Origin of the sequence: Klebsiella quasivariicola, from assembly GCF_002269255.1 — a bacterium.
Lineage (GTDB): Bacteria > Pseudomonadota > Gammaproteobacteria > Enterobacterales > Enterobacteriaceae > Klebsiella > Klebsiella quasivariicola.
In genome coordinates, this window is sequence record NZ_CP022823.1 from 255,465 (window position 1) to 276,069 (window position 20,605).

Here is a 20,605-nt window from a genome sequence, read left to right on the forward strand (position 1 = left end):
CGGCCGGAGAGCGCTTCCTGCGGAGAATTACTGCGGCATCGCTTCCCGCGGGATGATCGCCCCGCGGTACTGGATCACCGTGCTGGCGGTCAGGTGGCCGCGTCTGGCGGCGGATTCAGCATCACCGCCGGTCAGGCGCACGGCCAGGTAGCCAGCGCTGAAGGAATCTCCGGCGGCGGTGGTATCCACCACCTTCTCTTTGGCCAGCCTGACGGCCGGCACTTCCCGCAGCGGCTGCCCGCTAACAGACACCAGGCAGGCATCCGCCCCGCGCTTCACCACCACCTCTTCCACGCCAGCGGCGTGGGTGCGGGCAATGACGTCGGCAACCGGTTTTTCACCCCACAGCGCGTCTTCATCATCGAGAGTCAGAAACGCGATATCGGTGCAGGCGAGCATCTCCTGATAGACCTGCTGCGTCTCCGCCTGGCTGGCCCACAGGCGCGGGCGATAGTTGTTATCGAAGATCACCTTGCCGCCGCTGGCGCGGCACTCACGCAGCAGCGTGAACAGTTTGTCGCGGCTGGCCGGGCTGAGAATGGCGAGACTGATGCCGCTCAGATAGAGATAGTCGAACGTCGCCAGCTCTTCGCAAATCGCCGCCGCGCGATCGCTCTCCAGCCAGAATTTTGCCGCCGCCTCGTTACGCCAGTAATAGAAGGTGCGCTCGCCGGTGTCATCGGTTTCAATGTAATACAGTCCCGGCAGACGGTCGGCCATCCGCTGGATCAAACTGGTGTTGACGTTTTCCTGCTGCCAGCTGTCGAGCATCTGCTGGCTGAAGGCATCGGTCCCCAGCGCGGTGACGTAGTGGACGCTCAGCGCGCTGGCATCGGTCTGCCGCGCGATATAGACCGAGGTGTTTAAGGTATCGCCGCCAAAGCCGCGGTTAACGGCTCCGTTCTTCTCTGACAGCTCAATCATGCATTCGCCAATAACGGCAATTTTTTTAGACATAGCCAGAACCTGCAATGGAATCGATATAAGCGCTAGTGTGCGCTGCGCTGTTTTACTGGTCAATCATATTAAAACATCGTTCCATTATTTTTTTGACCTGACGCGCGTAATGTGACGAAAAGCGCATTTCCAGGAGAAACGCTGCTTTTTGACTATATTCAGGACTGACGTGATGCAAAAGGAGCGCAGTAGGGATGAGCAGAACCCGTAAAACGTTGGTGATCATCACAGGAACGATACTGTTGCTGATCGTTCTTTTCTTCATTGTGCTGGCCACCTTTGACTGGAACCGGCTAAAGCCGACGATCAATCAGAAAGTCTCCGCCGAGCTTAACCGCCCGTTCGCCATCCGCGGCGATCTCGGCGTGGTCTGGGAGCGGCAGCCGGAAGAGCGCGGCTGGCGCAGTTGGGTGCCGTGGCCCCATGTGCACGCGGAGGATATCGTGCTGGGCAACCCGCCGACCATTCCCCAGGTGACGATGATCCACCTGCCGCGGGTGGAGGCGACGCTCGCCCCGCTGGCGCTGCTGAGCAAAACGGTGTACCTGCCGTGGATCAAGCTGGAACAACCCGACGTGCGGCTGATCCGCCTGGCGGAAGACAACAATAACTGGACCTTTCAGCTGGCTGGCGATCAGCGTGCGTCGGGCGACAGCGCCCCCTCCAGCTGGTCCTTTCGCCTCGACAATATTCTCTTTGATCGCGGGACTATCGCCATTGATGACAAGATCACCCGCAGCGATATCACCATCCTCGTCGATCCCCTCGGCAAACCCCTGCCGTTCAGCGAAGTGACCGGCACGAAGGATCGGCATAGCGCGGCGAAACCAGGTGACTATGTCTTTGGCCTGTCGCTAAAGGGGCGCTACAAGGACCAGCCGGTCACCGGTAACGGTAAAATCGGTGGCATGCTGGCCCTGCGCAGCGCAAGCACCCCTTTCCCATTGCAGGGCGACTTCCATTCCGGCAACACCCGGGTGGCGTTCAGCGGCACGGTCAGCGACCCGCTCAACGTCGGCGGCATTGACCTGCGGCTGAAATTCGCCGGCGACTCGCTGCGCGATCTCTACGACCTGACCGGCGTTCTGCTGCCCGAGACACCCTCGTTCTCTACCGACGGCCGCTTGCGCGCCGACTTTAAGCAGAAAAACCGCATGCGTTTTGACTATCAGGATTTTAACGGCCGGATTGGCGATAGCGACATTCATGGCTCCCTGACCTATACCACCGGCAAACCGCGGCCGAAACTCAGCGGCGATATGGAGTCAAAGCAGCTGCGACTGGCGGACCTTGGGCCGTTAATCGGCGTCGACTCCGGCAAAGGGACGAAGAAAAGCGCTTCGCGCCAGGCGGGTGACCGGCCGCAGCCGGCGGGTAAAGTGCTGCCGGCGGACCGCTTTGAAACCGACAAGTGGCAGGTGATGGATGCCGATGTGCGCTTTAAAGGCCGGAGAATTGAGCACGGCGGCACTCTGCCAATCAGCGACCTGTCGACCCATGTGATCCTGGAGGATGGTGACCTGCGCCTGCAGCCGGTGCGCTTTGGCCTGGCTAACGGGTCGATTGCCGGCAGCGTACACCTGCAGGGCGATAAAAAGCCGCTGCAGGGTGAGGCCAATCTGCAGGCGCGACGGCTGAAGCTGAAGGCGCTGATGCCGAACGTCGAGATGATGCAGAAAACCCTCGGCGAGATGAATGGCGATGTCCAGCTGCGCGGCAGCGGCAACTCGGTGGCGGCCCTGCTTGGCAACAGCAACGGTAACCTGAAGCTGCTGATGAACGACGGCCTGATCAGTCGCAACCTGATGGAAATCCTCGGCCTTAACGTCGGTAACTACCTGATTGGCCAGATTTTTGGCGATGAGGAGGTTCGGGTAAACTGCGCGGCGGCCAATATCGACGTGACCAACGGCGTCGCCCGGCCGCAGATTTTTGCCTTCGATACGGAAAACGCGCTGATCAATGTGACCGGGACCGCCAGCTTCGCCTCCGAGCAGCTGGACCTGACCATCGATCCGGAAAGCAAAGGTTTCCGGGTGATCACCCTGCGTTCCCCGCTGTATGTTCGGGGCACCTTTAAATCGCCGCAGGCGGGGGTGAAGGCCGGGCCGCTGATTGTCCGCGGCGCGGTAGCGGCGGCGCTGGCGACCCTGGTGACGCCGGCTGCTGCCCTGCTGGCGCTGGTCTCTCCGGCGGAGGGCGATAGCAACCAGTGCCGGACCATTTTGTCGCAGATGAAAAAATAAAGTAGGGAAGAACCCTGACGCCAGCGGCGTCAGGGCGCAGGATCACAACGACTGGTGGCGGGTCTCGTGGGCCAGCAGCAGGGCGATCAGCGTCAGCGCCGCCATCGCCGCCAGATAGGTGCCGACCGCCGCGAGGCCGTAGTTGCCCTGCAGCCAGGCGGCAATGTACGGGGCGACCGAGGCGCCAAGAATCGACGACACGTTATAGGAGAACGACGCGCCGGTGTAGCGCACTTCCGTCGGGAACAGCTCCGGGAGCAGCGCGCCCATCGGGCCAAAGGTCAGTCCCATCAGGCTTAAGCCCAGCAGCAGGAAGGCGAAGACCAGCAGCGGGTTACCGGAACCCAGCAGCGGTTTAAAGGCGAACAGGGCGAACAAAATAATCATCGTGGTGATGACAATCATGCTCTTGCGCCGGCCAAAAGCGTCCGCCAGCAGGCCGGCGATCGGCACCATCACGCCAAAGCCAATCACCGCCATCATCAGCATCCACAGCACTTCGTTACGCGGCAGGCCCAGGCCATTCGGCGCGGCGCCGGTGCTGAAGGTCATCGAGTAGACGGTCATGATATAGAACAGGGTGTAGGTGGCCAGCATGATGAAGGTGCCCAGCACCGTCACGCGGACGTGTTTGGTTAACAGGGTACCCAGCGGGATTTTGACCTGTTTTTTCGCCGCCGCTACTTTGGCGAAGACCGGTGTTTCATGCAGCGAGACGCGAACATACAGACCGATGATCACCAGCACCGCGGAGAAGATAAACGGCACGCGCCAGCCCCACTCCATAAACTGCTGGTCGGTCAACAGCCAGGAGAGCAGCAGGAAGGTGCCGTTGGCGAAGAAGAAGCCGATCGGCGCGCCCAGCTGTGGGAAGGAGCCGTACAGCGCCCGCTTGCGCGCCGGGGCGTTTTCCGTTGCCAGCAGCGCTGCGCCGCCCCATTCTCCCCCGAGCCCAAGACCCTGGCCGAAGCGCGCCAGCGCCAGCAGCATCGGCGCGACAATGCCAATGCTTTCATAGCCGGGCAGCAGGCCGATCACCACGGTGGAGATCCCCATGGTTAACAGCGAGGCGACCAGGGTGACCTTCCGGCCAACGCGATCGCCGAAGTGGCCAAACAGGGCGGAGCCGATCGGCCGGGCGACGAAGGCGATGGCGAAGGTGGCCAGCGACTGCAGGGTGGCCGCAGCGGCATCGCCCTGCGGGAAAAAGATATGCGGGAAGACGATGACCGCGGCGGTCGCATAAATGTAGAAGTCGAAAAACTCAATGGCAGTACCAATGAGCGAGGCGACAACGACTTTATTGCGCGAGTTGACCGGGGCAGTTTCCTGCGTGTTTTCGAGTGTGGTGGCTGTGGCTTGCATAGATCTTTCTTATTTTTGCGCGAACGAAAAGCCATATAGCCACAGCCACAGGGACATTTCAATCTGTAACAAACGCTGATAATGGCCAAAAAATAGACAATAAGCGGATAATTTTTACGCCAGAAAAAATAGTTCTATGAAATGCTTCACACAATTAAAAGGATAGAGGATAAAACCAGTTTTGAGTTAAATAAAAGTTAAGAAGCGGATTTATCTTCTGAAATATTGTGCGAGGATGAATTTTGCCGCTCCAATTCATCCTCGCAATACGTTAACGGTGGGTTTTGCCCGGCATCCGCCGGTCGTCTTTATACTCCGCGGTGGCGATCCACGCGGCGCAGAACAGCGTCAGGCGGGCAAAGAAATAGAAAAAGGCCATCAGCCCCAGCACCGATCCAAATGCCGCCCCGGAGGGGGATTTCACCAGCGCCGGCAGCGTCCAGGTCATGACAATTTTGATGATTTCAAAGCCAATCGCCGCGATAAGCGTGCCGCGAAACAGCGCTTTGCGGCGTGGACGATGGCGTGGCAGACGCCAGAAGATCCAGAAAAAGAGCAGGTAGTTGGCAAAAATCGAGATCGCGAGGCCGATTAGCCGCCAGGCGGGTTTCAGCCATTCAATGTTATCGAGATACAGTGCGGAAATAATCATCTGCTGGGCGGAGCCGGCGACGGAGGTGATCGACAGCGTAATAATCAGCGCCACCAGCAGACCGATCAGCGAGATAAAATCGCGGAAGTATTTTATCCAGATTTTCTCTTCGTCCTGCGGCCGGCGCTCCCAGACGTCGCGCGACTGGGCGCGGATCGCTTCGCGCAGGTTACCCATCCAGTTAATGCCGGAATAGAGGGCGACCAGCAGACCGACCAGACCAACGGTGGTGCGCTGCTGCACCGCGGTATTGATGGTGTTTTTCAAGGTTGCCGCCAGCGTTGGGTCGCTGACGTTTTGCAGGATTTTGTCAAAAATGTCCTGCAACAGCGTCGGATGCCAGGCCAGCACGAAGCCGGCGGCGGCGAAGGAGACCATCAGGATCGGGATCATCGACAGGAACGAGAAATAGGTGATAGCCGCGCCAAACTGATTGCCCAACCGGTCATTGAAGCGCTCAGCGGCGCGCAGCAGATGGGCGACCACTGGATTGCGCTGCACTTTGGCCGCCGTTCCGGTGACGGTCTTCAGCGCGTGACTGGCTTTTTGCCCGACGGCTGTATCATTGAGGGCATCGAGCGTGCTTTTGCTTTTCTCCGGCTGCGGGACCGGTTCCTGTGGCGGGCGTCGATCGTCGTTTTCCGGCGTCATACGTGTTTTCTTCCTTTTTTACAGCGAGATTCAGCAAAAAGTATACCTTAAATGCCGTATCCTGCAGGAATGCCTCTCCCGCCGCCCGTTTACCGCCCACGCGGATCAATCGACATACGCTTTCATCAGTCCGCCCAGCCACTCCATAAACAGATGCACGCGACGGGAGAGATTGCGCCGGTGCGGGTAGATAAGCGAGACCGGCAGCGGTTCGGCGCGGTACTGGGGCAGGATCTCCGTCAGGTCGCCGGCGCGTAACGCCTCGCGCACGCCGGTGCGCGGCACCTGAATAATCCCCAGCCCGGCAATACAGGCCGCCTGATAGGTTTCCGTGCTATTAACCGTCAATATGCCGCCAGTTTTTACCCAGCGCACCGCACCGTCGATCGCGACCTCAAAGCCGGGGGGACGGACCCCGAGGGTGCTGGCGTAGTGGATCAGGGCATGATCCGCCAGATCCTCCAGGGTTTGCGGGTAGCCAAAGCGGGCGAGGTAGTCCGGGCTGGCGCAGTTAATCTGCGTCAGCTTGCCCAGCGGGCGGGCAATCAGCCCTGAGTCTTTGAGCGCGCCGACGCGCACCACGCAGTCAAACCCCTCGCGGATCACGTCCACCAGCCGATCGCTGCTGCTCAGCTCCAGTTCGATGCCCGGATACTGCTGTAAAAAAGTCGGCAGGTGCGGGATCACCAGCTTTTTGGCAAAACCGACCGGCATATCCACCCGCAGCCGGCCGCTGATGCTCGCCGGATCGTGCTGGAACATACCGTCCAGTTCGTCGAGATTGCTCAGCAGATCCTTTGCCCGCTCGTAGTAGACCATCCCATCCTGGGTGAGCTGGACCCGGCGGGTGGTGCGGTGCAGGAGCCGTACGCCAAGATGGCTTTCCAGGGCCTGGATCTGCCGTGAGACGCTACCCTTAGGTAGCGCCAGGGTCTCGGCGGCACGGGAGAAACTCTCCAGATCCGCGACCCGAATGAATAACTGCATTGCATGAATTTTATCCATGCCGATCGCCTATTGTTGTTGTTAATGAAACAGTAAAACGCAATGTAGCGTATTTATTGTTGCATGAGCAGTTAATAAGCTACAACACAATCACAACGCAATCTGAAAGGGGTCTTCTGATGACACAACGTATCGCTTTAGTGACCGGCGGCAGCCGCGGTCTGGGTAAAAACGCCGCGTTGAAGCTGGCGGCGAAGGGAACCGATATTCTTCTGACCTACCACAGCAACCGCCAGGCGGCCCTCGAGGTGGTGGCGGAAATAGAGAAAAAAGGGGTTAAAGCGGCAGCATTAGCGCTGAACGTCGGCGATATTTCAAGTTTTGATGCTTTCGCCAGCGAGGTAGCGCAGGTGCTGACGCAGCAGTGGGGACGCACCACCTTTGATTATTTACTGAACAACGCCGGGATCGGTCTCAACGTGCCCTTTGATGAGACCAGCGAAGCGCAGTTTGACCAGCTGATGAACATCCAGTTTAAAGGGCCGTTTTTCCTGACCCAGCGTCTGCTGCCGCTTCTGCAGGACGGGGGACGGATCCTCAACGTCTCAAGCGGCCTGGCGCGTTTTGCCCTGCCGGGCTATGCGGCCTACGCCGCGATGAAGGGGGCGATGGAGGTCCTGACCCGCTATCAGGCGAAAGAGCTGGGCGGGCGCGGGATTTCGGTGAATATCATTGCGCCGGGAGCCATCGAGACCGACTTTGGCGGCGGCGTGGTGCGCGATAACGCCGAGGTGAATCGACATATCGCCGCTCAGACCGCGCTGGGGCGCGTTGGGCTGCCGGACGATATCGGCGACGCGATTGCCGCCTTGCTCAGCGATGAGCTGGCGTGGATGAACGCTCAGCGCGTGGAAGTCTCGGGTGGGATGTTCCTCTGAGCCAGAGCGACGACAGGCGGTGCGCTACGGCGCATCGCCCTCCGCGCGCAGCCGACCGAACAGCCAGTCATTGTGCCAGCGCCCGTTCAGCCAGTAGTTCTCCCTCAGTTCCCCCTCCAGCCGGAATCCGGCTTTGAGCAGTAACTGCTTTGACGCCTCGTTGCCGGCGGTGACGCTGGCGGTCAGGCGGCGGACGCCGCCGGTGGTAAAGGCGTAGTCGCACAGCGCGCGCAGCGATTCGTAGCCATAGCCACGTCCTTGCGCCGCCGGGGCGAAGAGAAAGCCAACTTCGGCAATGTCGCGGTGGTGATGCTGGTAACCGGTCAGGCCGAGCGGAGTGTGGGTGAACCTGTCGCGCACCACCAGGCACAGCCAGTGTTCATCTCCCGGCGCCCATGGCGGCAGTCGCGAATCGAACGCTTCGCGAATGGCCGCCTGTGGCCGGAGGTCGGCGACGTAGAGCATGACCTGCGGATCCTGCTGCAGGGAGAGAAAAAACGACCAGTCGTCCAGCTGCAGCGGTGAGCAGCGCAGGCGCGGCGTCAGAAGTTCAGGCATAAGCGTCATTCCTGGCAGAGCGAATCCTCTGAACATAGCAGGAGACGGCCGCCGGGGACAGCCCGACTAGGTTGGCTCCCCATAGAGGCCAATCAGTCGGCGTACCACGCCGTTGGTCCAGCCGAAGCCATCCTGCAGGGGATACTCCCCGCCGCCGCCCTCATGGGGGACGCCGGTGGCAATATGGTATTTCTCAATCAGCTTGTGGTGCTGCTTGTAAAAGTGGTTGACCGTTTGCAGCCAGCTCCAGGCGATCTCATCTCCCAGCGGATCCTGGCCGTAGCGTTTGAATCCCTGGATCGCCATCCACTGCAGCGGCGCCCAGCCGTTGGGTTTATCCCACTGCTCGCCGCTTTCGTATTCGGTGGCCATGATCCCCCCGGGGGTAAGCAGGCGGGCCCGTACCGCATCGGCAAGGCGTTCCGCCTGCTCATGGGTTGCAAGGCCGACGTACAGGGTGACGATGCTGGCGGCAGAAAACAGCGCCGGCTGTTCACGGCGCCAGTCATAATCACGAAAACAGCCGTTCTCGTCATCCCACAGATAGCGGTTGACCGCCGCCCGCCGATCCTGGGCCTTCTGGCGAAAGGCCGCTTCCGTCTCGCGATCGCCCTTCAGGCCGGAGAGGTTGGCGATGGTCGTCTCCAGCTTGAACAGAAAGGCGTTCAGGTCGATGGGGATAAACTGCGTCGTGCGGATGCTGGCCAGCCGCGTGCTATCCCGCAGCCAGCGGCTGGAGTAGTCCCAGCCGGACGCGGCGCCCGCCCGCAGGTCGCGGTACACTTCATTGGCGGGTCGGCCGGAGTGGCGGGCGGTCTCCACGTCCTCGCGCCAGGACTCATCCCGCGGCGTGTCACGGTCGTCCCAGTAGCGATTGAGCAGGGAGCCATCCGGCATGCGCACCACGTGACGATACGCCTGGTGCGGGATCAGCGACTCGGCGCCGTCCATCCAGAAAGCGTGCTCCATCTTCAGATGGTCCAGATAGCGCTTCGCGCCGCGCACGCCGTCCTCTTCAAACAGTTCAACCATCAGGGCGAAGACCGGCGGCTGCGACCGGCTGAGGTAGTAGGTGCGGTTGCCGTTCGGAATGTGGCCGTAGGTTTCAATCAGCCAGGCGAAGTTATCGGCCATGCATTTCAGCAGATCTTCCCGGCCGCTCTCCGCCAGTCCCAGCATGGTGAAATAAGAGTCCCAGTAATAGGTTTCGCTGAAGCGACCGCCGGGCACGATGTAGGCCTGCGGCAGCGCCAGCAGCGATGACCAGGGAATATGATCCTGAGGCTCGCGGGTCAGCACCGGCCACAGCTTGTCGATGTGCTCTTTCAGCGTCAGGCTGGGGTCGGAAGTGTAGACGTCGGTCTGGCTCGCCGGCAGCCAGAAGTTGTCCTCAACGAACTGGCGCAGGTCGAAATCGGGCTGACGTTTGACCTTGCGGTAGTTGCGCAGGATGTCCAGCGGATCGTGTTTCGGCGCGCAGTCGGGGAAGGTTTTGCTGTCGGCAAAAATGCGTGATTTCTGCACGTTGGTAAACAGCTCAAGATAGCGATCTGCCGGGGTAAGGGCGTCGGACGCCGGGAGTCCCTCGATCACCTCAGGCTCCGGTTCTGCGTCAATCATCTCATCCAGCTTTAATTCGTACGGATCGGCTTCGTAGCAGGGATCGATGTCGATCCTTAACTCGTCGTCTTCAACGTGGCGTAATTTCTGGCTGAACATAGCGATACGGACCTCCGGATTGCGTGAGTTCGCGGCCGGGCGCGCCCGGCCTTGTCTACTAAGGATAGACAGTCGCTTCGGTGAGCGTGAAGTAAACTGTGCGTTAGATCACGCTTTCCCGCCTGCAGGAAATACCGTGATTATGAGGTAATCGTTTGATAAATAATTAAAAAATAGGCGAACGGGCGAAGATAAAATTCGGAGCATTCATTATGCAACAAAATTTTATCCCGGGGCCCGATCACTCCCAGGCCGCCTCCAGCATCTCCAGCAGCTGTTGGCTGCTCAGACTGACCGGGTTGGCCTTCATCGACGAGGAGGTGCTGGCGGCCAGCGCCGCCGGTTCCAGCGCATCGCGTGCTACGCCGAGGTCGCGCAGGGTGCCAAGGCCGGCGCGATGGCTCCATTCCCGCAGACTGTCCCAGACCTGATCCACAGGCACGTCCAGCCCGTCGGCCAGCCAGCGGCGAACGTCGTTGAAGCGCTGGCGCAGGGCAGGGTCGTTTATCTGTGACTCATTGAGCGCCAGGCCAAACGGCAGCAGGCTGCCGCATAAGGCGCCGTGCGAGGCGCGGCTCAGGCCGCCCAGCGGACCGGCGAGACCGTGGATCACCCCCAGCCCGGCGTTTGCCAGCGCCAGCCCGCCGCACAGGCTGACCCAGGCCATCTCGTCGCGGCTGACCGGGCACTCTTTTTCCATCAGGACTTTCAGCGCACGGATGCCCCGCGGGATCGCCTGCTGGCAGAGGGCATCGGTGAAGGGAGTGGCCCGGCTGCAGAGCAAGGGCTCGATCACCTGGGTCAGGGCATCGAGGCCAGCGCTCAGGGTGATGCTCCGCGGCGCGTTGTCGGTTAGCGCCGGGTCGACAATCGCCAGGTCAGGCAGCATTCGGTCGTCGCGCAGGCTCACTTTCCGCTGCTGCTCCGGAACGTTGATCACCGCATTTTTGGTGACCTCCGCGCCCGTGCCAGCGGTGGTGGGGATCGCCACGAACGGCAGGGGACTGGCTTCCAGCTGACGGCCCGTTCCCACCACCTCCAGATAATCAATCAGTGGGCCGGTGGCGGGGACCAGCGCCGCAATCGCCTTACCGGCGTCAATCACCGCGCCGCCGCCGAGGCTGACCACCGCCCGGATGCCTTTCTCGCGCGCCAGCTGGACGCCCTGCTCGATATCGCTAAGCCAGGGTTCGCGGCTTATCGCCAGCGTCGTGACCGCCAGCTGCAGCGCCTCCAGCTGATGGCGCAGAAACGCCGCCCGCTGCGGGCTGGCTCCATGCACCAACAGAATGGGGCCGCCCTGCTGCGCCAGCCAGGGGGCGGCGCTCTCGGCCTGACCACGGCCAAAACGAATATTTGCAGGCATCAAAACGGTAAACGGGGTCAACATGTCGGGTTCCTTTTCGGCAAACAGGCTGGAATCAACTATACACATTATCCAGTGCTCTGCCTTGTTGCTGGCTGACAATAGAGTAGAGTGAATGATCTCTCTTTTATGGCTGAGGAATCGCTGACGATGCTAACAATTCTGGGCAAACGCTCTTCAATCAATGTACGGAAAGTGCTGTGGACCTGCGAAGAGATCGGGCTGGCGTACCAGCAGGAAGACTACGGCAGCGGATTTAAGCCCCTGGATACGCCCGAATTTCAGCGCCTGAATCCTAACAGCCTGGTGCCGGTGCTGCTGGACGACGACTTCGTGCTCTGGGAGTCGAACAGCATTTGCCGCTATCTGGCGCGCAAAGCGGAGCGCTGGGATCTGCTGCCCACCGAGCCGCAGCCCGCCGCCGAGGTGGAGCACTGGATGGACTGGCAGGCGACCGAGTTCAACACAGCCTGGCGCCATGCCTTTATGGGGCTGGTGCGTAAAGATCCGCGCTTTCAGGATCCGGCGGCGATTAAAGAGAGTATTGCCACCTGGACTCAGTGTGTGCGCATTGTCGAAGCGCAGCTGCAGCGTACCGGGGCGTGGATAGCCGGCGAGCGCTTCACCCTGGCCGATATCGTGCTAGGGCTGTCGGTGCATCGCTGGAAGATGACCCCTTTTGCCCATCCGGAGATGCCGGCCGTGGAGCGCTGGTATATGGCGCTTAATCAGCGCCCGGCGTTTATGCGTCATGGCAATAACGGCGTGGCCTGAGCATAAAAAAAGAAGCCCCTGGGGGCTTCTTTTTATCATCCGGCGATCGCGTCTTAGCGCATGGTGACGAACTCTTCTGCCGCCGTCGGGTGAATGGCGACGGTGTTGTCGAAGTCTTTTTTGGTGGCGCCCATTTTCAGTGCCACCGCAAAGCCCTGCAGCATCTCATCCATCCCGAAGCCGATGCCGTGGATCCCGACAATTTTCTCTTCCGGACCGACGCAGACCAGCTTCATGCGGCACGGCTGGCGGTGCGAGGTGACGGCGGTGTACATCGCGGTAAAGGACGATTTGTAGACCTTCACGGCGTCGTCGCCGTACTGCTCGCGCGCCTGCGGCTCGGTTAAGCCGACGGTGCCGATAGGCGGATGGCTGAAGACCACGGTCGGGATGTTGCTGTAGTCCAGGTGCTCTTCCGGCTTGTTGTTAAACAGGCGTTCGGAGAGACGACGGCCAGCGGCAACCGCTACCGGGGTCAGCTCGACGGCGCCGGTGTTATCGCCCACCGCGTAGATGCCCGGTACGCTGGTGTTCTGGAACTTATCAACGACAATGTAGCCTTTATCGTCGGTTTTCACGCTCGTAGCCGCCAGGTTGAAGTTATCGGTCGCCGGTTCGCGGCCAATCGCCCAGATCAGGCAGTCAACGGTCTGGCTGCGGCCATCTTCCAGCTCCAGCGTCAGGCTGCCGTCGGCATTCTTCACTACCGCTTTCGGGATCGCATTGGTATGCAGCTGCGGACCTTCGGCGTTCATCACTTCCACCAGCGTCTCAACGATCAGCGGATCGAAGCTGCGCAGCGGCGCGTGCTTGCGCACGAACAGATGGGTTTCGGCGCCGAGGCCGTTAATCACCCCCGCCAGTTCAACGGCAATATAGCCCGCGCCGACTACCGCCACGCGCTTCGGCAGCGCCGGCAGTTCAAAGAAACCGTCGGAATCAATACCGTATTCCACACCCGGAATGTTCGGGTGGCTCGGGCGGCCGCCGGTGGCGATCAGGATATGATCGGCGGTGATCGTCTCGCCGTTCACTTCCACCGTGTGGGCATCGACAAAGCGCGCGAACCCTTTGATCACATCAACTTTATTCTTACCCAGTACGTTGTCGTAGGAGGTATGAATGCGGTCGATATAGGCGCTGCGGCTGGCGACCAGCTTATCCCAGTCAAAATGGTTGATGGTGGTATCGAAACCGTAGTCCGGGCCGTAAAGATGAATCGCTTCGCGGATCTGCGCCGCATGCCACATTACTTTTTTCGGCACGCAGCCGACGTTGACGCAGGTGCCGCCCAGTTCTTTGGCTTCAATCAGCGCGCACTTCTGGCCGTACATCGCCGCACGGTTAATCGAGGCGATACCGCCGCTACCGCCGCCAATGGCGAGGTAATCATAATGTTTGCTCATGCCCATATGTCCTTAATCGTTGATTGCCGCGATTGTAGCGCGAGGCTTAAAAGGTTCCACCGATGGTTGCGATTACTCCGGCACGATCCAGCTGACGGTCGTATGGCCGGTACCGGCGGGAACCAGCTTGCTGTGCAGCCACGGCAGCACATTGTTCATCTGCTGTTCCAGCTTCCACGGCGGGTTGATGACGATCATCCCGGAAGCGGTCATGCCGCGCTGGTCGCTGTCCGGACGCACCGCCAGCTCAATCTGCAGAATTTTACGAATGCCGGTGGCTTCTAACTCTTTGATCATGCGCTTGATCTGCGCGCGAAGTACCACCGGGTACCACAGGGCGTAGGTGCCGGTAGCGAAGCGTTTGTAGCCTTCGTTAATCCCGGTCACCACCGCCTGATAGTCGGTTTTAATTTCATACGGCGGGTCGATCAGAATCAGACCGCGACGCGATACCGGCGGCAGCTTGGCTTTCAGCTGCTGGTAGCCATCGGCTTTATCAACGCGCGCGCGGCTGTCTTTCTGGAACTCGGCGCGCAGCAGCGGGAAATCGCTCGGGTGCAGCTCGGTCATCTGCAGGCTGTCCTGCTCGCGCAGCAGCTGGCGGGCGATCAGCGGAGAGCCCGGGTAGTAGCGCAGCTGGCCGTTACGGTTGAAGTGTTCGACCACGGAAATATACGGCTCCAGCTCTGCCGGCAGGTCGTCCTGCTGCCAGATGCGGGCGATGCCTTCGAGATACTCGCCGGTACGCTCGGCGTGCTCGCCGCTCAGCTGATAGCGGCCCGCGCCAGCGTGGGTGTCCAGGTAGAGAAACGGTTTTTCTTTCTCTTTCAGCGCTTCGATGATCAGGCTCTGAACGGTGTGTTTGAGGACGTCGGCGTGGTTGCCTGCGTGAAAGCTGTGGCGATAACTGAGCATGGATACAGAGATTCCGGGAAATAAACAAGTTAACCGATAGTTTACCGCAGATCGGCCGAGATTACCGCTGCGCCGCCGCGCTGTTTCATTTCTGCCAAAAGCGTTGCAAAACATAACGCTGTCATAAAAACGTCAAACGGCCGCGCTAGCGTCGGGTACAGGCAAGGTAATTATTTGAATAAAAGGAAAAATAATGAAAAGGCAACTCTCACTGCTGGCCGTCGCGCTGCTGCTGGCGCAACCGGTTCTGGCTAAAGACATCCCGCTGGACAGGGCGGCGGCCCTCGCCAATAGCGTGACGCCGGCTGCCTCCAGCCAGGCGTATGACGATCTTGAGCAACAGGCGCTGGCGCAGCTGCGCCACGCTCTGCAGGGGGATGCCGCCACGCTGACCCGCGATCGGCTGGCGCACACGAAACAAAACAAAACTCAGGCCGATACCGCCTGGCTGAAGGCCAGCGGCTACGATTTCCAGACCCGGGCTAACCAGCAGGCGGGCATTGCGCTGCTGTCGGCGTTCAGCACCCTGCCGGAGACGGTCGTGAAGCAGAATCTGGCGACGGTGACTGCCATCAATCGCGATGCCGTGCAGACCACGCGCCGTCAGGCGCTGGCCGATGCGGAAGGGATTAGCTACCTCTACTTCCTCAGCGATGCGCTGGGGCCGCGGCTGGGCAAAGCGTTTCTGGCCGCCTATGACCAGGGCGCGCTGGGGAAAGCGGCAGCATTGATCAAAGCCTCGGAGGTCAGCACCGGCGAGGCGAAAAAGCACTTCAACAATCCGCGGCCGTTTCTGGTTCAGGGCAACACCATTCACCTGGTGCCGGACGACGTGGTGGTGAAGGATAATCAGCCCTACACCGCCGACGGCGGCTCGTTCCCCAGCGGCCATACCAACACCGGCTATACCGATGCGCTGCTGCTGGCGGCGATGATCCCGGAGCGCTATGACGCGCTGGTAACCCGCGGCGCCCGCTATGGCTACTCGCGCATCGTGCTGGGCGTCCACTATCCGCTGGACGTGATCGGCTCGCGGATGGTAGCCGAGCGCAACGTGGCCCATTATCTTAACGATCCGCACTACCGGGTATTATTTAACGAAGCCCGCGATCAGCTGCGCGCCGCGCTGGCGAAAGCCTGCGGCACATCGCTTGCCGAGTGCGCGAAAAGCAGCGTGAAAGACGATCCCTGGCGCGATCCGGCGATGCGTGATTTCACCCGTTTCACCCTGACTTACGATCTGCCGCAGCAGAAGGGCGCGCAGCCGCGTCTGCAGGTGCCGGAGGGGGCGGAAGTGCTGCTGGAGGCTGCCCTGCCGCAGCTGTCGGCGGCCCAGCGCCGGGCGCTGATGGTCAATACCGCGCTGCCGGCGGGCTACCCGCTGTCCGGCGTCACCCCCGAGCAGCAGTTCTGGCAGCGGCTGAATCTGTCGGCGGCCTGGGAGATGGCGCAAAAAGGGCATTAACGCGGTTTCCGGCACGCTGCACCGCGTGTCGGCCTTTTCCCGCAACGGGCGGACTTATCGCAGCAATACCCAGGCTGACGCACCGCCCGTCATTGAAATTCCCCCAACTATCCCCCATTCTAGATCTCATGCATAAGCGCCGGACGCGCGCTTCATTCACCCTTTTCAACAGGACAGCGCATATGACCAATCCATTACTGACGCCTTTTTCCCTGCCGCCTTTTTCTGCGATCAAACCAGAGCACGTGGTCCCTGCGGTCACCAAAGCGCTGGAGGATTGCCGGGCCGCGGTGGAAAGCGCGGTGGCGCACGGCGCGCCGTATAGCTGGGAAAATCTTTGCCAGCCGCTGGCAGAAGTGGACGATGTGCTGGGACGCATCTTCTCGCCTGTCAGCCATCTGAATTCGGTAAAAAACAGCCCGGAACTGCGTGAGGCCTACGAACAGACGCTGCCGCTGCTCTCGGAGTACAGCACCTGGGTCGGCCAGCATGAAGGCCTGTATAAAGCCTACCGCGACCTGCGCGATGGCGATAACTACGCCACCTTGAATACCGCGCTGAAAAAAGCGGTCGATAACGCGCTGCGCGATTTTGAATTATCCGGGATTGGCCTGCCGCCCGAGGCGCAGAAACGCTACGGCGAAATCGCTGCGCGCCTCTCTGAGCTGGGCAACCAGTACAGCAACAACGTCCTCGACGCTACCATGGGCTGGAACAAGCTGGTGACCGACGTCGCCGATCTGGCCGGTATGCCGGAAAGCGCGCTGGCCGCCGCTCAGGCTCAGGCGCAAGCCAAAGAGCAGGAAGGGTATCTGCTGACCCTGGATATCCCGAGCTATCTGCCGGTGATGACCTACTGCGACAACCAGGCGCTGCGCGAAGAGATGTACCGCGCTTACTCCACCCGCGCTTCCGATCAGGGGCCGAACGCCGGGAAATGGGATAACAGCCCGGTGATGGCGGAGATCCTCGCGCTGCGTCACGAGCTGGCGCAACTGCTGGGTTTTGACAGCTATGCCTTTAAATCCCTCGCCACCAAAATGGCGGAGGATCCGCAGCAGGTGCTCGACTTCCTCACCGACCTGGCAAAACGCGCCCGTCCGCAGGGCGAAAAAGAGCTGGCCCAGCTGCGCGCCTTCGCCAAAGCCGAGTTTGGCGTTGATGAACTGCAGCCGTGGGATATCGCTTACTACAGCGAAAAACAGAAACAGCACCTCTACAGCATCAACGATGAGCAGCTGCGCCCCTATTTCCCGGAAAACAAAGCCGTTAACGGCCTGTTCGAAGTGGTTAAGCGCATTTATGGCATCACCGCCAAAGAGCGTACCGATGTCGATGTGTGGCATCCGGAAGTGCGCTTCTTCGAGCTGTATGATGAAAACAATGAGCTGCGCGGCAGCTTCTATCTCGACCTGTATGCCCGCGAGCATAAGCGCGGCGGGGCGTGGATGGACGACTGCGTCGGCCAGATGCGTAAACTGGATGGTTCCCTGCAGAAGCCGGTCGCCTACCTGACCTGTAACTTCAACCGCCCGGTCAACGGCAAGCCGGCGCTGTTCACCCATGACGAAGTGATCACCCTGTTCCACGAGTTCGGCCACGGTCTGCACCATATGCTGACCCGCATCGACACCGCCGGGGTTTCCGGCATCAGCGGGGTGCCGTGGGATGCGGTCGAGCTGCCGAGCCAGTTTATGGAGAACTGGTGCTGGGAGCCGGAAGCGCTGGCGTTTATCTCCGGTCATTATGAAACCGGTGAACCGCTGCCGCAGGAGCTGCTGGAGAAAATGCTGGCGGCGAAAAACTACCAGGCGGCGATGTTTATTCTGCGCCAGCTGGAGTTCGGCCTGTTCGATTTCCGCCTGCACGCGGAGTACAAGCCGGAGCAGGGGGCGAAAATCCTCGAAACCCTGGCCGAGATTAAAAAGCAGGTCGCCGTGGTGCCGGGCCCGACCTGGGGCCGTTTCCCGCATGCGTTTAGCCATATCTTCGCCGGCGGCTACGCGGCGGGTTACTACAGCTACCTGTGGGCCGACGTGCTGGCCGCAGACGCCTTCTCACGCTTCGAAGAAGAGGGGATTTTCAACCGCGAAACCGGTCAGTCGTTCCTCGACAATATCCTGAGCCGCGGCGGTTCCGAAGAGCCGATGGTGCTGTTCAAACGCTTCCGCGGACGCGAGCCGCAGCTGGACGCGATGCTGGAGCACTACGGGATCAAAGGCTGATTGCTACGTGAAGATCTGCTTAATTGATGAAACAGGCGCCGGTGACGGCGCCTTATCTGTTTTAGCCGCCCGCTGGGGGCTGGAGCAGGATGACGATAACCTGATGGCGCTGGTGCTGACGGCGGAGCATCTGGAGCTGCGCAAGCGCGATGAGCCCAAGCTTGGCGGCATCTTTGTCGATTTCGTCGGCGGGGCGATGGCTCATCGCCGCAAGTTTGGCGGCGGCCGCGGTGAAGCGGTGGCTAAAGCGGTGGGCATCAAAGGCGATTATCTGCCGGATGTGGTTGACGCCACCGCCGGCCTTGGGCGCGATGCCTTTGTGCTGGCGTCGGTCGGCTGTCGCGTGCGGATGCTGGAGCGCAATCCGGTGGTCGCTGCGCTGCTCGATGATGGCCTGGCGCGCGGCTATGCTGACGCGGAAATCGGCGGCTGGCTGCAGGAACGGCTGCAGCTGATCCATGCCTCCAGCCTGACGGCGCTGACCGATATCACCCCGCGCCCGCAGGTGGTCTACCTCGATCCGATGTTCCCGCATAAGCAGAAAAGCGCGCTGGTGAAGAAAGAGATGCGCGTCTTTCAGTCGCTGGTGGGGCCGGATTTAGACGCCGATGGTCTGTTGGCGCCAGCGCGTCAGTTGGCGACCAAACGAGTGGTAGTCAAGCGCCCGGATTATGCGCCGCCGCTGGCGGATGTCGCCACGCCGAACGCGGTGGTGACCAAAGGACATCGGTTTGATATTTACGCCGGTACGCCGGAATAATATTAGGCCGTGATGGTATCTCCCGGATAGCGGCGCAACGCGCCTTATCCGGGCTACCGAATTGTCGCCCGGCTCAGTGCAGCGTAAGCCGGGAACCGCAATATCTGAACAAACGGCGCCAGCGCGGATCGGCCATCTTAAATGGTTACTCGGCGCTGGCCGGGGTATTAATCATCCGGTTCAGCCACGGCACCATTAGCGCCATCACCACCGTGACGCCCAGCGTCACCAGGCCAATTTTACTGAACACATTGGTATAGACCGGCAAGGTCTGCAGCGGGTCGGTGATGTTTTCCGGCACCGCGGTGAAGGTTGCTACGTAGCCGCCCAGCAGGAACGCGGCGGCCTGGGTCAGGAACCACATCCCCAGAATAAAGCCCATCAGCCGCTGCGGAACCAGCGCGGCGACCATCGCCAGGCCCAGGGCGCTAATCAGCAGTTCGCCCAGGCTCTGGAACAGATAAACCAGCACGATAAACCATGGCGAGGTGAGCCCCTGGGCGTCGGCGAACCACATCCCTGCCGCCGCGGCGGTGAGAAAGCCCAGCGCGCAGAGGAACATCCCGAGGGTAAATTTCACCGGCATGGTCAGGTCTTTGCCTTTGTGGCCGAGATGGGTGTAGATCGCCGCCAGCACCGGGCTGGCGACCACTACCCAGAAGGGATTCAGCGCCTGGAAGCTGACCGGGTTGATGGTAAAGCCAAGGATCTCATGATGGACGTTGTTGATGGCGAAGAAGTTCAGCGAGGTCGGCATCTGGGCATACAGAATGTAAAACAGCACCGCCTCAATCATCAGGATAAAGGCGACGAACATTTTGTTGCGTCCGGTTTTATCGAGGCGAAACGCCTCACGGAAAAAGAACGCAATAACCACGACCGACAGGACAATCAGCACCAGGTTGGCAATCATCACGTTATGCATCAGCCAGGCGCAGAGAAAAATCATTACCACCGTCCCGGCCAGCACCAGCGCCAGATTGCGCAGGCTGAGGGGGCGATGATCCGGCTCCGAACCAATATCTTTCACCATCCCGCGACAGGCGAAGTAGACCAGCAGCGCGATAATCAGCCCCGCGCCGCACAGGTTATAGGTTACCGCGTAGCCAAACTTTTCGGCGATCACCGGCGCCAGCGAGAGCGACAGCAGCGACCCGATGTTTATCGACATATAAAACAGGGTGAATGCCCCGTCGAGACGGGCATCCTTCGGCGGATAGCACTTAGAAAGCAGGCTCGCCGGGTTGGCTTTAAACAAACCATTACCGACGGCGATGGTGCCAAGGGCGACAAAGATCAGCTGCGGTTTTAGCAGCGACATCCCGGTCATAAAGTAGCCGATAGCCAGCACAATCGCGCCGAGTACCAGCGTACGTTTGGTCCCCAGCAGATGGTCGCCCACGTAGCCGCCAATCGAAATCAGACCGTATACCAATGCCGCGAAGGCGCCGAAGGTGATAAAGGCTTGTTCCTGAGAGAAGCCCAGCTGTTTAACAAAGAAGACCGCCAGGATCCCCTGAACGCCGTAATAGCCAAAACGTTCCCAGAGCTCCACAAAGAAGATCATGAAGAACGGACGAGGTTGCTGCAGCAAGCCCGTAGGTGCAGTTGTATTCATATTCCTTCGCCTTGTTTTACTTTCCCAAAAAGTATGAACGCGTAT

Annotated in this window: 16 protein-coding genes; 6 read left to right on the forward strand and 10 right to left on the reverse strand. The window is 60.3% G+C overall.

All coding sequences use genetic code 11. The annotated features are described in order from the left end of the window. Window positions 1–27: 27 nt before the first annotated feature. Complete coding sequence (gene kdgK / locus B8P98_RS01230) at window positions 28–957, reverse strand: 2-dehydro-3-deoxygluconokinase (RefSeq protein WP_080924227.1); 930 nt, start codon at window positions 955–957, stop codon at window positions 28–30. Between the two features lie 194 nt (window positions 958–1,151). On the opposite strand from kdgK, the gene B8P98_RS01240 reads away from it, so the two are divergent. Beyond that, the gene (locus B8P98_RS01240) at window positions 1,152–3,203 is read left to right on the forward strand and encodes an AsmA family protein (protein ID WP_025710714.1); all 2,052 of its coding nucleotides are present in this window, start codon (window positions 1,152–1,154) and stop codon (window positions 3,201–3,203) included. 42 nt (window positions 3,204–3,245) lie between these two features. On the opposite strand, the gene B8P98_RS01245 is transcribed toward B8P98_RS01240, so the two are convergent. From B8P98_RS01245 to B8P98_RS01255, 3 genes are all read right to left on the reverse strand, one after another. Next, on the reverse strand, window positions 3,246–4,568 hold the full coding sequence (locus B8P98_RS01245; protein WP_095032668.1) for an MFS transporter: 1,323 nt from the start codon (window positions 4,566–4,568) through the stop codon (window positions 3,246–3,248). Between the two features lie 271 nt (window positions 4,569–4,839). Next, entirely contained in the window at window positions 4,840–5,871 is a 1,032-nt protein-coding gene (gene yhjD, locus B8P98_RS01250; RefSeq protein ID WP_080924229.1) for an inner membrane protein YhjD, read from the reverse strand. Between the two features lie 105 nt (window positions 5,872–5,976). Next, window positions 5,977–6,876 carry a LysR family transcriptional regulator gene (locus B8P98_RS01255; RefSeq protein WP_025710717.1) on the reverse strand — a complete coding sequence of 300 codons (900 nt, stop codon included), beginning with the start codon at window positions 6,874–6,876 and terminating at the stop codon, window positions 5,977–5,979. A 119-nt stretch (window positions 6,877–6,995) separates the two neighbouring features. Here B8P98_RS01255 and B8P98_RS01260 point away from each other — a divergent pair, with 119 nt between their 5' ends. Further along, the gene (locus B8P98_RS01260; RefSeq protein ID WP_025710718.1) at window positions 6,996–7,754 is read left to right on the forward strand and encodes an SDR family NAD(P)-dependent oxidoreductase; all 759 of its coding nucleotides are present in this window, start codon (window positions 6,996–6,998) and stop codon (window positions 7,752–7,754) included. A 24-nt stretch (window positions 7,755–7,778) separates the two neighbouring features. Here the strand turns inward: B8P98_RS01260 and B8P98_RS01265 are convergent, their stop codons facing one another. The 3 genes from B8P98_RS01265 to B8P98_RS01275 all read right to left on the reverse strand — a co-directional run bounded on the left by B8P98_RS01265 (window position 7,779) and on the right by B8P98_RS01275 (window position 11,421). Then, window positions 7,779–8,312, reverse strand: a complete 534-nt coding sequence (locus B8P98_RS01265) for a GNAT family N-acetyltransferase (protein WP_080924230.1) — start codon at window positions 8,310–8,312, stop codon at window positions 7,779–7,781. Between the two features lie 66 nt (window positions 8,313–8,378). Then, window positions 8,379–10,031, reverse strand: coding sequence for an alpha,alpha-trehalase (locus B8P98_RS01270; RefSeq protein ID WP_025710720.1), 1,653 nt, complete (start codon window positions 10,029–10,031; stop codon window positions 8,379–8,381). Between the two features lie 241 nt (window positions 10,032–10,272). Continuing rightward, a complete protein-coding gene (locus B8P98_RS01275) occupies window positions 10,273–11,421 on the reverse strand; it encodes an iron-containing alcohol dehydrogenase (RefSeq protein ID WP_095032669.1) in 1,149 nt (382 codons plus the stop codon). Between the two features lie 126 nt (window positions 11,422–11,547). On the opposite strand from B8P98_RS01275, the gene B8P98_RS01280 reads away from it, so the two are divergent. Then, window positions 11,548–12,171 (forward strand): glutathione S-transferase family protein, encoded by a 624-nt coding sequence (locus tag B8P98_RS01280; RefSeq protein WP_042929026.1) that lies wholly within the window; start codon window positions 11,548–11,550, stop codon window positions 12,169–12,171. Between the two features lie 53 nt (window positions 12,172–12,224). Here the strand turns inward: B8P98_RS01280 and gorA are convergent, their stop codons facing one another. Beyond that, window positions 12,225–13,577, reverse strand: a complete 1,353-nt coding sequence (gene gorA / locus B8P98_RS01285) for a glutathione-disulfide reductase (RefSeq protein ID WP_080897544.1) — start codon at window positions 13,575–13,577, stop codon at window positions 12,225–12,227. A gap of 72 nt (window positions 13,578–13,649) precedes the next feature. Next, window positions 13,650–14,492: a 23S rRNA (adenine(2030)-N(6))-methyltransferase RlmJ gene (locus B8P98_RS01290; RefSeq protein WP_057212750.1), complete on the reverse strand. Its 843-nt coding sequence runs from the start codon at window positions 14,490–14,492 to the stop codon at window positions 13,650–13,652. 193 nt (window positions 14,493–14,685) lie between these two features. On the opposite strand from B8P98_RS01290, the gene B8P98_RS01295 reads away from it, so the two are divergent. From B8P98_RS01295 to rsmJ, 3 genes are all read left to right on the forward strand, one after another. After that, window positions 14,686–15,957, forward strand: coding sequence for an acid phosphatase (locus B8P98_RS01295; RefSeq protein WP_025710725.1), 1,272 nt, complete (start codon window positions 14,686–14,688; stop codon window positions 15,955–15,957). A gap of 182 nt (window positions 15,958–16,139) precedes the next feature. Next, window positions 16,140–18,182 carry an oligopeptidase A gene (gene prlC / locus B8P98_RS01300; RefSeq protein ID WP_095032670.1) on the forward strand — a complete coding sequence of 681 codons (2,043 nt, stop codon included), beginning with the start codon at window positions 16,140–16,142 and terminating at the stop codon, window positions 18,180–18,182. Between the two features lie 7 nt (window positions 18,183–18,189). Then, window positions 18,190–18,942, forward strand: a complete 753-nt coding sequence (rsmJ, locus tag B8P98_RS01305) for a 16S rRNA (guanine(1516)-N(2))-methyltransferase RsmJ (RefSeq protein WP_025710727.1) — start codon at window positions 18,190–18,192, stop codon at window positions 18,940–18,942. Window positions 18,943–19,087: 145 nt separating this feature from the next. Here the strand turns inward: rsmJ and dtpB are convergent, their stop codons facing one another. Next, a complete protein-coding gene (dtpB, locus tag B8P98_RS01310; RefSeq protein WP_080897541.1) occupies window positions 19,088–20,560 on the reverse strand; it encodes a dipeptide/tripeptide permease DtpB in 1,473 nt (490 codons plus the stop codon). Between the last annotated feature and the right edge of the window lie 45 nt (window positions 20,561–20,605).

Bases quoted from the DNA above. Each gene is read 5' to 3' on its own strand.
- kdgK (WP_080924227.1), bottom strand. From the start codon at position 957: ATGTCTAAAAAAATTGCCGTTATTGGCGAATGCATGATTGAGCTGTCA.
- B8P98_RS01240 (WP_025710714.1), top strand. From the start codon at position 1,152: ATGAGCAGAACCCGTAAAACGTTGGTGATCATCACAGGAACGATACTG.
- B8P98_RS01245 (WP_095032668.1), bottom strand. From the start codon at position 4,568: ATGCAAGCCACAGCCACCACACTCGAAAACACGCAGGAAACTGCCCCG.
- yhjD (WP_080924229.1), bottom strand. From the start codon at position 5,871: ATGACGCCGGAAAACGACGATCGACGCCCGCCACAGGAACCGGTCCCG.
- B8P98_RS01255 (WP_025710717.1), bottom strand. From the start codon at position 6,876: ATGGATAAAATTCATGCAATGCAGTTATTCATTCGGGTCGCGGATCTG.
- B8P98_RS01260 (WP_025710718.1), top strand. From the start codon at position 6,996: ATGACACAACGTATCGCTTTAGTGACCGGCGGCAGCCGCGGTCTGGGT.
- B8P98_RS01265 (WP_080924230.1), bottom strand. From the start codon at position 8,312: ATGCCTGAACTTCTGACGCCGCGCCTGCGCTGCTCACCGCTGCAGCTG.
- B8P98_RS01270 (WP_025710720.1), bottom strand. From the start codon at position 10,031: ATGTTCAGCCAGAAATTACGCCACGTTGAAGACGACGAGTTAAGGATC.
- B8P98_RS01275 (WP_095032669.1), bottom strand. From the start codon at position 11,421: ATGTTGACCCCGTTTACCGTTTTGATGCCTGCAAATATTCGTTTTGGC.
- B8P98_RS01280 (WP_042929026.1), top strand. From the start codon at position 11,548: ATGCTAACAATTCTGGGCAAACGCTCTTCAATCAATGTACGGAAAGTG.
- gorA (WP_080897544.1), bottom strand. From the start codon at position 13,577: ATGAGCAAACATTATGATTACCTCGCCATTGGCGGCGGTAGCGGCGGT.
- B8P98_RS01290 (WP_057212750.1), bottom strand. From the start codon at position 14,492: ATGCTCAGTTATCGCCACAGCTTTCACGCAGGCAACCACGCCGACGTC.
- B8P98_RS01295 (WP_025710725.1), top strand. From the start codon at position 14,686: ATGAAAAGGCAACTCTCACTGCTGGCCGTCGCGCTGCTGCTGGCGCAA.
- prlC (WP_095032670.1), top strand. From the start codon at position 16,140: ATGACCAATCCATTACTGACGCCTTTTTCCCTGCCGCCTTTTTCTGCG.
- dtpB (WP_080897541.1), bottom strand. From the start codon at position 20,560: ATGAATACAACTGCACCTACGGGCTTGCTGCAGCAACCTCGTCCGTTC.